This window comes from Mesorhizobium sp. C395A, assembly GCF_030323205.1.
Classification (GTDB): domain Bacteria; phylum Pseudomonadota; class Alphaproteobacteria; order Rhizobiales; family Rhizobiaceae; genus Mesorhizobium.
Map to the genome: position 1 here is coordinate 1196723 of NZ_CP100473.1, position 12685 is coordinate 1209407.

The 12685-nt window shown below is 62.9% G+C and carries 15 protein-coding genes; 11 read left to right on the top strand and 4 right to left on the bottom strand.

What is annotated here, in order from left to right; translation table 11 throughout:
- Nucleotides 1-95: 95 nt before the first annotated feature.
- Nucleotides 96-740, bottom strand: a complete 645-nt coding sequence (locus NLY37_RS05845; RefSeq protein WP_023742857.1) for a dihydrofolate reductase family protein — start codon at nt 738-740, stop codon at nt 96-98.
- Between the two features lie 109 nt (nt 741-849).
- The gene (locus NLY37_RS05850; RefSeq protein ID WP_023682403.1) at nt 850-1545 is read right to left on the bottom strand and encodes a winged helix-turn-helix transcriptional regulator; all 696 of its coding nucleotides are present in this window, start codon (nt 1543-1545) and stop codon (nt 850-852) included.
- A gap of 176 nt (nt 1546-1721) precedes the next feature.
- On the opposite strand from NLY37_RS05850, the gene NLY37_RS05855 reads away from it, so the two are divergent.
- Nucleotides 1722-2048, top strand: a complete 327-nt coding sequence (locus tag NLY37_RS05855) for a DUF1330 domain-containing protein (RefSeq protein WP_023693250.1) — start codon at nt 1722-1724, stop codon at nt 2046-2048.
- 34 nt (nt 2049-2082) lie between these two features.
- Here the strand turns inward: NLY37_RS05855 and hemB are convergent, their stop codons facing one another.
- Both hemB and NLY37_RS05865 read right to left on the bottom strand, forming a co-directional pair.
- Complete coding sequence (gene hemB, locus NLY37_RS05860) at nt 2083-3138, bottom strand: porphobilinogen synthase (RefSeq protein ID WP_023742856.1); 1056 nt, start codon at nt 3136-3138, stop codon at nt 2083-2085.
- Between the two features lie 88 nt (nt 3139-3226).
- Nucleotides 3227-3733: a pyridoxamine 5'-phosphate oxidase family protein gene (locus NLY37_RS05865; protein ID WP_031246478.1), complete on the bottom strand. Its 507-nt coding sequence runs from the start codon at nt 3731-3733 to the stop codon at nt 3227-3229.
- Nucleotides 3734-3913: 180 nt separating this feature from the next.
- Here NLY37_RS05865 and NLY37_RS05870 point away from each other — a divergent pair, with 180 nt between their 5' ends.
- The 10 genes from NLY37_RS05870 (at nt 3914) to NLY37_RS05915 (ending at nt 12625) form a co-directional block, all read left to right on the top strand.
- The gene (locus NLY37_RS05870) at nt 3914-4951 is read left to right on the top strand and encodes an enoyl-CoA hydratase/isomerase family protein (protein ID WP_023708672.1); all 1038 of its coding nucleotides are present in this window, start codon (nt 3914-3916) and stop codon (nt 4949-4951) included.
- A complete protein-coding gene (locus NLY37_RS05875) occupies nt 4948-5370 on the top strand; it encodes a DUF6163 family protein (protein ID WP_023682398.1) in 423 nt (140 codons plus the stop codon). The genes NLY37_RS05870 and NLY37_RS05875 overlap by 4 nt, the downstream gene beginning before the upstream one ends.
- A gap of 203 nt (nt 5371-5573) precedes the next feature.
- Nucleotides 5574-6089, top strand: coding sequence for a transcriptional regulator LdtR (ldtR, locus tag NLY37_RS05880; protein WP_023672997.1), 516 nt, complete (start codon nt 5574-5576; stop codon nt 6087-6089).
- A 378-nt stretch (nt 6090-6467) separates the two neighbouring features.
- Nucleotides 6468-7721 carry a L,D-transpeptidase family protein gene (locus NLY37_RS05885; protein ID WP_023708671.1) on the top strand — a complete coding sequence of 418 codons (1254 nt, stop codon included), beginning with the start codon at nt 6468-6470 and terminating at the stop codon, nt 7719-7721.
- Nucleotides 7722-8082: 361 nt separating this feature from the next.
- Complete coding sequence (gene glyA / locus NLY37_RS05890) at nt 8083-9396, top strand: serine hydroxymethyltransferase (protein WP_023669349.1); 1314 nt, start codon at nt 8083-8085, stop codon at nt 9394-9396.
- Nucleotides 9397-9476: 80 nt separating this feature from the next.
- Entirely contained in the window at nt 9477-10061 is a 585-nt protein-coding gene (locus NLY37_RS05895) for an invasion associated locus B family protein (protein WP_023708668.1), read from the top strand.
- Between the two features lie 138 nt (nt 10062-10199).
- On the top strand, nt 10200-10694 hold the full coding sequence (nrdR, locus tag NLY37_RS05900; protein ID WP_023669351.1) for a transcriptional regulator NrdR: 495 nt from the start codon (nt 10200-10202) through the stop codon (nt 10692-10694).
- Nucleotides 10695-10696: 2 nt separating this feature from the next.
- Nucleotides 10697-11827, top strand: a complete 1131-nt coding sequence (gene ribD, locus NLY37_RS05905; protein ID WP_023708667.1) for a bifunctional diaminohydroxyphosphoribosylaminopyrimidine deaminase/5-amino-6-(5-phosphoribosylamino)uracil reductase RibD — start codon at nt 10697-10699, stop codon at nt 11825-11827.
- 1 nt (nt 11828) lies between these two features.
- Nucleotides 11829-12446: a riboflavin synthase gene (locus tag NLY37_RS05910; protein ID WP_023708666.1), complete on the top strand. Its 618-nt coding sequence runs from the start codon at nt 11829-11831 to the stop codon at nt 12444-12446.
- Nucleotides 12446-12625, top strand: coding sequence for a hypothetical protein (locus tag NLY37_RS05915; protein WP_033003183.1), 180 nt, complete (start codon nt 12446-12448; stop codon nt 12623-12625). Before NLY37_RS05910 ends, NLY37_RS05915 begins: the two co-directional genes overlap by 1 nt.
- Nucleotides 12626-12685: the final 60 nt, after the last annotated feature.

A 12685-nucleotide genomic window follows, 5' to 3' on the forward strand; every position in this document is an offset into this window, starting at 1 on the left:
TGCTAACCTCCAAAAGCAGCGCTGCCCCTCATTGCCTGCCGGGCATTTCTCCCCGTAGAACGGGGAGAAAGAAGCCTGCGCCTATCACTTCGCCACTACACCCGCTTGATCGTCACATGCGTGGCGAGCGCTGTCGCCACCTGCTCGGTGCACTGGTAACCCAGCTTCAGCATATCCAGCCCGGCAAACAGGCTCTCGCCCCTCCCGAGCAACACTGGCGACACAGCCAGATGCAACTCGTCGATGAGCTTCTCCTTGAGATATTGCCGGATAGTGGAAACGCCGCCGCCGACGCGGACATCCTTGCCGCCGGCCGCAGCCTTTGCTTGTTCGAGCGCGGCGTGGATGCCGCCGGTAACGAAGCGGAAAATGGTGCCGCCTTCCATCACAATGGAGTCACGCTTGTAGTGGGTCAGCACGAAGGTCGGCACATGATAGGGCGGGTTGTTGCCCCACCAGCCCTTCCAGTTCTCATCCGGCCATTCGCCGCGGATCGGGCCGAACATGTTGCGGCCGAGGATCCAGGCGCCGACATTGTCGAAGCTGCGGACGGTGAACCGGTCGTCCACATCGGTGCTGCCGCCATCCTTGCCGACCATCTCGTGGAAGGTGCGGGTGCCGGTCATCCATTTGTGCAGATCTTCGCCACCAACGCCGAGCGGATTTTGCAGGTCCTGGTCAGGACCGGCGCCGAAACCGTCGAGCGACAAGGTGAAGGCATTGACGCGCAGTTTGGACATGGAAGACTCCCTTTGGTGACCAGTTGTGATTTGCAATCAGTATTCAAACTGATTGCATTTTGCAACTAGTATTTTTAGAGGCAAGCGATCTGTGGAATGCGCAGGGACCTCAAGCCGCCACGCGCTTCGGCATCACCGCAAACGGGCTGAGCCCAAGCCAGATCTGCATCTTGCCGGCGACGTCGAGATCGCCGGTCAGGCTGATCTTGTCGCGTTCCTTGTGAACTGTCGTCAGCCCCATCCAGATCGAGGTCATGGTGCACAGATCGGTCGAGACGTAGAGATCGACGTCGAAGCCCGGATCGTACCAGCAAAGATCGACCTCGCCCTGCTTTTCGACGATCAGCCACCACGATCGTTTTGACGCCGGCAGGTCATGGTACAGGAATTGTATCACGGTGCGCCCGTCCGGCAGCGGACTGGGGTTCAGATTGCGCCGCATGTCCCACATCAGCAGCGACGGATCGAGGTTTTTGAGCGACAGCCTGGCCTCGACCCATTTCTGGCCCCAAAACCCCATCGCCTCGACAACCGGGCGCAAATCCCGGCCCGCCTCGGTCAGCCGGTATTCGAACACGCCCTTCTCGGTCGCGATCTCGGTCCGCTCGACGATGCCGCCGGCCTCGAGGTCCTTGAGCCGTTGCGACAGAAGGGTTGGCGACATTTTCGGCACGCCGCGGCGCAAATCGTTGAAGCGGGTCGATCCCGCCACCAGTTCGCGCAGCAGCACCATGGTCCAGCGTGTGCAGAGCAGCTCGGCGGCCATGGAGAGCGGGCAGAATTGCTTGTAACCGGCTTGTGTCATGTGGTGAGCTCCAAAAGATGTTGCCGGACCTTATTCAGAAAACCTGAGTTCAGCCAGTACAGAAGCTGTACTGGCACCCCCGGTACAGTTCTGTGACTGGAGCGGTCCGGCGCCGCCATGCGAGGCAGCGGTCACGTCACCGGGCAGTCCGGTGCCGATCCATGAGGAGTTGGACAATGACCGCTTACGTGATCGCAGACATCAAGGTGAAGGACGACAAATGGGTGCCGGCCTATGCCGCTTCGGTGCATGACCTCGTCCACAAGCATGGCGGCAAGTATCTCGCCCGCAGCGGCAATGTGAAGACGCTGGAGGGCAAGCCGCTCGACACCAGCCTGATCGCCATCATGGCGTTTCCGTCGGCAAAGGCAGCCGAAGCCTTCACCAACGATCCGCAATACGCTCCGTTTGTGGCGGAGCGTCAGAAGGGCAGCGACAGCCGCTTCCAACTGATCGACGATACCGATCTCGCCGGAACGATTCCTTATTTGCCAAAGGCGTGAGGAAAAGCCGGAACCCGGAGCATCCAGGTTCCGGCTAACCCTTCAGCAGCTGCGCCACTTCCGGCGCGAAGTAAGTCAGGATGCCGTCGCAGCCGGCGCGCTTGAAGGCGAGCAGCGATTCCAGCATCGCCTTTTCGCCGTCGATCCAGCCATTGGCGGCCGCCGCCTTGATCATCGAATATTCGCCCGAAACCTGGTAGGCGAAGGTCGGCATTTGGAACTCATCCTTCAGCCGCCGGATAATGTCGAGATAGGGCAGGCCAGGCTTGACCATCAGCATGTCGGCGCCCTCGGCGAGGTCCTGCTCGGCCTCGCGCACCGCTTCGTCGGAATTGGCGTGGTCGAGATAATAGGTCTTTTTGTCGCCCTTGAGCAGGCCGGCGGTGCCGACCGCCTCGCGGTAGGGGCCATAGAAGGCGGAGGCGAATTTCGTCGCATAGGACATGATCGCCACATCCTGAAAACCATTGGCGTCGAGTGCGTCGCGAATGGCGCCGATGCGGCCGTCCATCATGTCGGACGGCGCGATGATGTCGGCGCCGGCCGCGGCCTGGATGACGGCCGCGGCGGTCACCTGTTCCACCGTCTCGTCATTGACGATGATGCCGTCGCGCAAGATGCCGTCATGGCCGTGCGAGGTGAACGGATCGAGCGCGGCATCGGTGATGATGCCGATCTCCGGCACCGCGTCCTTGATGGCGCGGGTGGCGCGGTTGATGATGTTTTCCGGGTCGAGGATGTGCGATCCCGTTTGGTCGCGCAGGCTGAGTTCAACATTGGGGAAGGTGGCGATCGCCGGAATGCCGAGCTTAGCGGCCCGCTCGGCCTCCTTGACGGCGAGGTCCAGCGACAGGCGGAAGACGCCGGGCATGGCGGCGATCGGCTCGCGCGTGTTCTTGCCGTCGATGACGAAGATCGGCCAGATCAGATCGTTCACCGTAAGCCTGTTTTCCTGCACCAGGCGGCGCGACCAGTCGGCCTTGCGCATGCGCCGCAAGCGGCGGCTGCCGGTGATCTCGTCGACGCTGCGCGCACCGGCGGGCTTTGCCGGCGCGAATTTGTTGCTCGTCGCGGGGGTGAATTTGTTCATCGCAAAAACTCCGGGTCGGGGCGGCTTTTACCACGAGGCCTTGCCGCTGACCAATGCGACACGATTGTGCCAGTCGATAACGCGCTGCTTACGGCTTCGGCGGCCACGCCAGATCGGGGCCGGTTTTGAAGAACGACACATTGTTGGTGAAGATGCTCTTCGGGGCAAGCCGGATCAGGCGCCCGTCCGGATGGCCGATGTCGGCCACATTGTCGATGAACCAGCGGTTCCAGGTCGCCTCCGGGCCGAGATATTTGTGCAGCAGCCGTTTGAAGCGGTTCGGCGCCATCGGCTCGATGGTGGCGGAGCCGCGCAGGCCGAGATGCAGCAGGATGCCGGCCTCATTGTCGAAATGGACGATCTCCACGGCGCAGCGCGGGTCGCGTTCGAGGTGTTTGACAGCACTTGCCCCGGTCGAGCCGAGCAGCCAGATCGCAGCGTCCTCCCAGATGAACCACATCGGCGCGTTGCGCGGCGCGCCGTCAGCGGTCACGGTCGCCAGATTGGCCATCAGCGGGCGGCTGAGAACATCATCCGGGTCGAACTTTTTCGGCATCTCCCAGCCATGGCTCGGCGCTGCGGTTTCAAGCGTCATGCGTTTGTCCCTGCATCAGAAGAAAGGCTGTTTTGCCCGGCAATTTTGCGCGCATTTCTGTCGGGGGCAAAGCACGGTCGCGTTCCCTTGCGAAAATCCAAACCGCGCCCGCCGGTTGACGCACCCATGCGCCACCTTTAGCACTTCAGTCCCGCAGGCGCGGGGAGGGATTCTCTGACGATGGATTTTGGCGGCGGCGACGAGATCCGCTTCGAACGGTTGGGCAAGGCAGGCGTCGTCACGCTGACGCGGCCGCAGGCGCTCAATGCGCTGACACATCGCATGATCAAGGCGCTGGACAAGGCGCTCGACGCTTTTGAACGCGATACCGGTGTCGATGTCGTCGTCGTCAAGGCCGAGGGCAGAGCGTTTTGCGCCGGCGGCGACATCATGCACGTCTACGAGGCCCGCGCCGGGAAGCCGCCGGTCGAGTTCTTCGCCGACGAATACCGGCTCAACGCCCGCATCAACAGTTACAAAAAGCCCTATGTCGCGCTGATCGACGGGATCGTGATGGGCGGGGGCGTCGGCATCTCGTTCCACGGCTCGCAGCGTGTGCTGACCGAGAACGCCCAGTTCGCCATGCCCGAAGTCGGCATCGGCTTTTTCCCCGACGTGGGCGGCAGCCATCTGCTGCCTGACCTCGGCGGCAGCTTCGGCATGTATCTGGCGCTGACCGGCAACCGCATTCGCTATGGCGATGCGCTGTGGTCGGGCCTGGCCACCCACACCATCAAGGCCGCTGACCAGGCTGCCTTTCTTGACCGGCTCTGCGCCAATGGCGATCCGGAATCGGTGCTGCGCGGCTTTTTCGTGCCGGCCAGGCGCGAGACCGGCCAGCCGGTGTTGGAAGCCATTGCCCGGCATTTTTCCCAACCCTCGCTCGCCGAAATCCTCGAGAGCCTGGAGCGGGCGGCAGGCGCCGACGAGTTTGCCGCCAAGACGCTGGCCACCATCCGCACCCGCTCGCCGACCAGCCTTAATGTCGCGTGGCGCCAGATCAGCGCCGGGCTGACGCTGTCGATGGAAGCCTGCATGAAGATGGAGTTCCGCATCCTCAACCGCATGCTGGCCGGGCACGACTTCTATGAAGGCATCCGCGCCGTCCTCGTCGACAAGGGTTCGACGCCGCAGTGGCGGCCGGCAAGCCTGGCCGAGGTCGACGCTGCTTCGGTGGACGCCTATTTCGCGCCGCTCGAACGGGAGCTCGAACTGTGAGCGAGGTCACGTCGCGGCGCATCGTGCTGCAGCCCTCGGGTGTCGAGATCATCTTCGCCTGGTTCCAGCGCGTCATAGCGGGCTATTGCCTGCTGTTCGGCATCCTGTACTGGATCCGGCTGATCGGCTTTTATCCCGGCCCGCTGTGGCGCTTCGACCTGATGCCGGTGCACTGGCAGGTCGTGGCGGTGATGCTGGCCGTGTTCTTCCCCTTCGCCGCCGCCGGCCTCTGGATGCTGGCGTCGTGGGGCCCGGTGATCTGGTTCATCTGTGCTGTCACCGAGACCATCATGTATGCCGGCTTCCCCGATCTGTACGGCCACCGGCCGCTGATCGTCTTCTCGCATGCCGCGGTGGCGCTGCTCTACATCGCCTTCCGCGTCGTTATCTGGATGCGCAAGCGCCCCGCGCGCGCCTGAAACGCCGCCCCGCAGCCATTGGGTAAATCTTTAGGTTAATTATCCTTGCTCGGGTGACCGTTCGTTAAGCGTCTTGCGAAACCTATTACCGGTAAGCTCTTGTTAGCCCTAGCGTTTAAGTCGAATTTTATGAGTATTCGATAGTGTCGCAATCAAGGTGAAAAACAAAAAATCACCAGGGCGACAAACGAGAGGCAAAGACAATGATCAATTCGCGTCCGGCGGCGAAGACCGCCAACGTATCCGACGATCGCCGCGAGGCTATCCGTTCGCTTTACATGGAATCGCTGCAGCTGGTGGAGCGTCTGCATCGCCGTCTGCTTGACGTGATCAAGGACGAGTTCGACCGCAACGGCCGTTCCGACATCAATGCCATCCAGGCGCTGCTTCTGTTCAATATCGGCAATTCCGAACTGACCGCCGGCGAGCTGCGCTCGCGTGGCTACTATCTCGGCTCGAACGTCTCCTACAATCTGAAGAAGCTGGTCGATCTCGGCTTCATCAACCACCAGCGCTCGCGCATCGACCGCCGTTCGGTCCGCGTTTCGCTGACGCCGAAGGGCAATGAAGTGGCGGAAGTCGTCGCCGGTCTCTATGAGCGCCATGTCGGCTCGATCGAACAGGTCGGCGGCATCAACAGCGAAGAGTTCAAGCAGATGAACCGCGCGCTGCAGCGCCTCGACCGCTTCTGGAACGACACCATCGCCTACCGGATGTAATCAGCGGGCCATTGAATAGCAGCTGCGCCGGAAGAAGCGCGGCCGGAGGAAAGTCTCAGCCAACAGGCCGGTGCCGAAAAGCACCGGCCTTTTCTTTTCGAGCCGCCGGCGCTTCCAAATTCGGCGTAAGCCACGTTGCCGCCATATTCGCGGTGGAAGCGGGGATGCGGGTGATGCGGCGGCGAAAGCTGTTCGCGCGCCTGTAATGTCGCATCGCGGTCCGCTTTTCACGGCTCAGTGATGCAGGTCATGGTTGGCTAATTGTTAACAGTGCCAACTTTAGAGTGCGGGCGATATCGCCCAGGATCGAGCACGTAGCCGAACGCTGCAACAGCCAAACGCTAGAAGCCAAACACGACAAGAATGTCTGGAACGTCCATGAGAACCAGCCGCCGCCTTTTCCTTTCCGGAGCTTCCGCGCTCGCCGTTGCCATGGTTGCCAATGCCGCCAGCGCGCAGGATGTGATCGACGATATCCTGAAATCGTCGGGCCGCGGCAATTGGGACGACCAGTTCGATGCCCGCGCCTCGGAGGGCGGCAAGGTCGCCTCGACGCTGCCGATCTTCAGCCTGCAGACGGTCGCCTTCACCGAACAGGCGGTGGCGCAGTATCAGAACATCGTCGCCCAGGGCGGCTGGGGCGAGGTGCCGGCGACCAAGAAGCTGCAGCTTGGCGTCGACGATCCGGACGTGGTGCCGCTGCGCAAGCGGCTGATGGTTTCGGGCGACCTGGCGCAGAGCGCCGGCATTTCGACGTCGTTCGATTCCTACGTCGACGCCGCGGTCAAGCGCTTCCAGGCGCGCCATGGCCTGCCGGCCGACGGCGCCATGGGCAAATACACCTATGCTGCGATGAACGTTTCGGCGCAGATCCGCCTCGGTCAGCTGCAGACCAACCTGGAGCGCCTGCGCGAAAAGGCCGGCACGCTGGGCAGCCGTTATGTGCTGGTCGATATCCCGGCGGCACAGATCGAGGCGGTCGAGAACGATCGCGTCGTGCTGCGCCACACCGCAATCGTCGGCAAGATCGACCGCCAGACCCCGGTGGTCAATTCCAAGATCAACGAGATCATCGTCAATCCTTACTGGAACGCGCCGGTCTCGATCGTGCGCAAGGACATCATTCCGCTGATGCGGAAGAACCCCGACTATCTCAAGGACAGCCACATCCGGCTGTTTGCGCCTGATGGCAGCGAAGTCGATCCGATGACTGTCGACTGGTCGACGGATGATGCCGCAAAATACCGCTTCCGCCAGGATCCGGGTTCCGGCAACGCCATGGCCTCGGTGAAGATCAACTTCCCCAGCCCCGACGGCGTCTACATGCACGATACGCCGCAGCAAAGCCTGTTCGGCAAGATGATGCGCTTCGATTCTTCGGGCTGCGTGCGTGTCCAGAACGTGCGCGACCTCGTCACATGGATCCTGCGCGACACACCCGGCTGGGACCGCCAGCATTTCGAGGCGACCATCAAGACCGGCGAGAACACGCCGGTGCAGGTCGTCAACCCGGTTCCGGTCCACTTCCTCTATGTGTCGGCCTGGTCGACGGGTCCGGGCGTCGTGCAGTTCCGCGACGACGTCTACGCGCTCGATGGCGCCAGCGAACTGCAGATCACCTCTTCGCTTTAGCGGCTGATCTCGTTTTAGGAAAGGCCACCGCAAGGTGGCCTTTCCGTTCGAAGTCCCATGACGCCGAGCGCATCGCCGTGCGCGACATGTTAAGCAGCGGCGCGATCAACGACCATACGGCGCGGGCGCTGTTTACCGAGATCACGCTCACCGAAGCCTTGCTGCAGGGGCGGCAGGAGCGAAAATAGCGGTACAGGGCCGCTCTGGCGCAATCCGGCCAGCAAATTTCGCGCTGCAAACGTGGCGAGGCGAAAACAACTGTGTTAATGGCGCGGCAATGCATGTCGCCCGGAACCGTGCAGCGGTTTCGGGGCAACGATATGCATAGAAATAAATGCCCCGAACCGAAGGATTTCAGGCCATGGCAACTGCAGCGGCAGCGTCGAACAAATTCGAATCCTTCTTCGAAACCACGCTGGAAGATGCCGATCCGGAGATCTTCGGCTCGATCCGCAACGAGCTTGGCCGCCAGCGTCACGAGATCGAGCTGATCGCCTCGGAAAACATCGTTTCGCGCGCCGTGCTCGAGGCGCAGGGCTCGATCATGACCAACAAATACGCCGAGGGTTATCCGGGCAAGCGCTATTATGGCGGCTGCCAGTTCGTCGACGTCGCCGAGGAACTCGCCATCGAGCGCGCCAAAAAGCTGTTCGGCTGCAACTTCGCCAATGTCCAGCCGAATTCCGGCAGCCAGATGAACCAGGCGGTCTTCCTGGCGCTGCTGCAGCCGGGCGATACCTTCATGGGCCTCGACCTGAACTCCGGCGGCCACCTGACGCACGGCTCGCCCGTCAATATGAGCGGCAAATGGTTCAAGGTCGTTTCCTATGGCGTGCGCAAGGACGACCATCTGCTCGACATGGACGCGATCGAAAAGACCGCGCATGAGACCAAGCCGAAGCTGATCCTGGCCGGCGGCACCGCCTATTCGCGCATCTGGGACTGGAAGCGCTTTCGCGAGATCGCCGATGCGGTCGGCGCCTATCTGATGGTCGACATGGCCCATATCGCCGGCCTGGTTGCCGGCGGCGTGCATCCGTCACCGCTGCCGCACGCCCATGTCGTGACCACGACCACGCACAAATCGTTGCGCGGCCCGCGCGGCGGCATGATCCTGTGCAATGACGAGGACATCGCCAAGAAGATGAACTCGGCGGTTTTCCCCGGCCTGCAGGGCGGCCCGCTGATGCATGTCATCGCCGCCAAGGCGGTCGCCTTCGGCGAGGCGCTGAAGCCGAGCTTCAAGCTCTATGCCGAGAGTGTCGCCGCCAACGCGAAGGCGCTGGCGTCGAGCCTCAAGGAAACCGGCCTCGACATCGTCTCCGGCGGCACCGACAACCATCTGATGCTCGTCGATCTCAGGCCCAAGAACGCCACCGGCAAGCGCGCCGAGGCAGCGCTCGGCCGCGCCAACATCACCTGCAACAAGAACGGCATCCCGTTCGATCCGGAAAAGCCTTTCGTCACCTCGGGCGTGCGTCTGGGCACGCCGGCCGGCACCACGCGCGGCTTCGGCCAGGCCGAGTTCCGCGAGATCGGCAAGTTGATCGCCGAGGTGCTGGACGGGCTGAAGGTCGCCAATTCCGACGAAGGCAATGCGGCTGTGGAAGCAGCCGTGAAGGCCAAGGTCGTGGCGCTGACCGATCGTTTCCCGCTCTATCCCTATCTCGGTTGACCGCCAGCGGCGCATCGTCTTTTATCCCGCGCTCTGCGCCGCTTGCTGTCCGGGGCGGCGCGGCCTGTGGAGATCTGACGATGCGCATGTTCCATCCTGCCGTTCTGGCCTTCCTCGGCTTGCTTGCCACCTTCACTGTGTCGTGCGCGATCGCCGAGGAGCAGACGCAGCCGGGCACGGATATCCCGGCCACCAGCACCTTTGGCAGGTGGACCACGATCATCGATGCGCTCGACACCGGCCAGGATTCGCACAAGACCTGTGCGGCCTCGACAGCCTTTGTCGACGGCAACGGCAATGCCGGCACGCTGACGCTTTCGATCTCGACTGGCGACGCCCTGCCGCCCGATGCCTATCCGGCGATCATGTTCACCATCGCCAACAAGGAGCTGCCGACCGGCAAGAAGATCGCCGCGACCTTTGGCGACCCCGGCGTCAAGGTTTCCGCGACCGTCTATTCCAATGATGCCGGCCGCCCGAGCTGGACCGTCGACAACCAGGCCAAGACCAGTCTCGCTTTGTTGCGGGCCATGCGCCAGGTCATCTCGCTCGACGTGACGTTCGGCAAGCAAGCCGTCGCCAGCATCCCTATGGACGGCTTCACCAAGGCCTACCGCAACCTCGGAACGTCCTGCGGCTTCCCGACCAAGGACGTCGCGCCCTGACATATCTGGCGCGGCTGGCAATTTTCCTCCCGCCTCGCTATCTCTGAGGGCGCGAGCGGCCGTTGCCGAACCTTTGCCGTCCCGGCAAAAACCTCTAAGCCTATCGTTCCGCCAGAATCGCCAACCTGAAGGCTCTCCATGCGCTGTCCCTATTGCCAGTCCGAAGATACGCAGGTGAAGGATTCGCGCCCCGCCGAGGATGGCGCGGCGATCCGCCGGCGGCGCGTCTGTCCCGATTGCGGTGGCCGTTTCACCACTTTCGAGCGCGTCCAGTTGCGCGACCTCGTGGTGGTGAAGAAGTCCGGCAGAAAGGTGCCGTTCGACCGCGACAAGCTCTTGCGTTCGGTGGAGATCGCGGTGCGCAAGCGCAATGTCGATCCCGAGCGCATCGACCGCGCCGTCACCGGCATCGTGCGCCAGCTCGAAAGCTCCGGCGAGACTGAAATCGCCTCGGGCGAGGTCGGCCGGCTCGTCATGGAAGCGCTGAAGTCGCTCGACGACGTCGCCTATGTCCGCTTCGCCTCGGTCTATCGCAATTTCCGCGAGGCCAAGGACTTCCATGACGTGCTGGGTGAGCTCAAAGGTGACGAACTCAAAGGCGACGAGCTGAAGAGCGAAGAGGACGCCGGCTGAGCATGGCAAGCCAAACGTCAGGGAAGGCCGATCAGCAGGCCCTCGATCGCCGCTTCATGGCCGCGGCGCTGAGGCTCTCGCGCAGAAATGCCGGCCGCACCTCGACCAACCCTTCCGTCGGCACCATAATCGTTCGCGACGATGGCGCCGGCCCGATGATCGTCGGCACAGGGGTCACCGCTGTTGGCGGCCGGCCGCATGCCGAGACCGAGGCGCTGACTGAAGCCGGCGAGTTGGCGCGCGGCGCCACCGCCTATGTCACGCTGGAGCCCTGCGCCCACCATGGCCGCACCCCGCCTTGCGCCAACGCGCTGGTCAATGCCGGAGTGGCGCGGGTCGTCGGCGCCGCCAGCGATCCCGATCCGCGCGTCTCCGGCAAAGGCTATGCCATCCTGCGCGCCGCCGGCATCGAAGTGGTCGAAAAGGTGCTGGTCGAGGAAGCCGCCGAGCAGATGGCCGGCTATTTGATTCGATCCATGAAAAAGCGTCCGGAAGTGACTCTGAAGCTTGCGCTTTCCAGCGACGGCAAGATCGGCAGGCATGGCGCCGGCCAGGTCGCGATCACCGGCGATATCGCCCGCCGCGAAGTCTATCTGATGCGCGCCGAAGCCGATGGCATACTGGTCGGCATCGGCACGGCGCTGGAGGATGATCCCGCGCTCACCGTGCGGCTGCCGGGGCTGGAGAACCGCTCGCCGGCGCACATCGTGCTCGACCGCCAGATCAGGCTGCCGGAAGCCTCGAAGCTGGTCTCCGGCACCGACCGGGTGCCGCTCTATGTCGCCGCGAGCCTGGAGGCTGATCCGCTACGGCGGTCGGTGCTGGAGCGTGCCGGCGTGCGCTTCATCGGCACCGAAACCCATGAAGGCGGCGTGGCCTTGCCGGAACTGCTCGAGGATCTCGGCGCGCTCGGCATGGCCAGCGTTCTGGTCGAAGGCGGCGCCAAGGTAGCCAGCGCCTTCCTCGCCGAAGGACTGATCGACCGCATCGTGCTGTTCCAGGGACCGGAAGCGATCGGCGAGGGCGGCATTGCATCGCCCATCGACGCCAACCATATCCCGGCAGGCTTCCGCAAATTGCGCGAGATGCGCTTCGGGGAAGACAGCTATGCCGAATGGGTGAGAGATATCTGAAATGTTCACTGGAATTGTCACCGATATCGGCACCGTCGCGGCCGTCAAGCCGCTGAGCGAAGGCGTCGGCCTGCGCATCGACACCGCCTATGACCCCGCGACGATCGCCATCGGTGCCTCGATCTCCTGCGGCGGCGTCTGCCTGACGGTGACGGCGCTGCCAGACGGCGGCTCGAACGCCCGCTGGTTCGAGGTCGAAGCCTGGGAAGAGGCACTGAGGCTGACCACGGCGTCGGGCTGGAAATCAGGCACCAAGGTCAATCTCGAGCGGGCACTGAAGATCGGCGACGAACTCGGCGGCCACATCGTGTCGGGTCATGTCGATGGCATGGCCGAAATCGCCGAGCGCAAGGATGAAGGCGATGCCGTTCGCTTCACGCTGGAGGCGCCGCGCGAACTGGCGAAATTCATCGCGCCCAAGGGTTCCGTCGCACTCGACGGCACCTCACTCACCGTCAACAAGGTCGAAGGCGCCCGTTTCGACGTGCTGTTGATCCATCATTCGCTGACCGTGACCACCTGGGGCGAGCGCAAGGTCGGCGACAAGGTCAACCTCGAGATCGACACCATGGCCCGCTACGCCGCGCGGCTGGTCGAGGCCGCGAAGGAAGGTTTGTGATGACAAAAGACGAAATTCACTTCGGGCAGCGGGAAGAGCTCCACACTGAGGACGCGCTCGGCCTCAGTTTTTCGGTCAACGATCGCAAGGTTTTCCCTGAAGCTCTGATCAATGCTCAGCCCATAAACGATCGTCTTCGCGATACAGTGCGTCGGTATCGCGAGGCTACCGGTATCTGACGGCCTCACCTCCAGCAATCTTCCGCTTGCGATCAAACCGGCTTCGGCCTAAGTCACCGG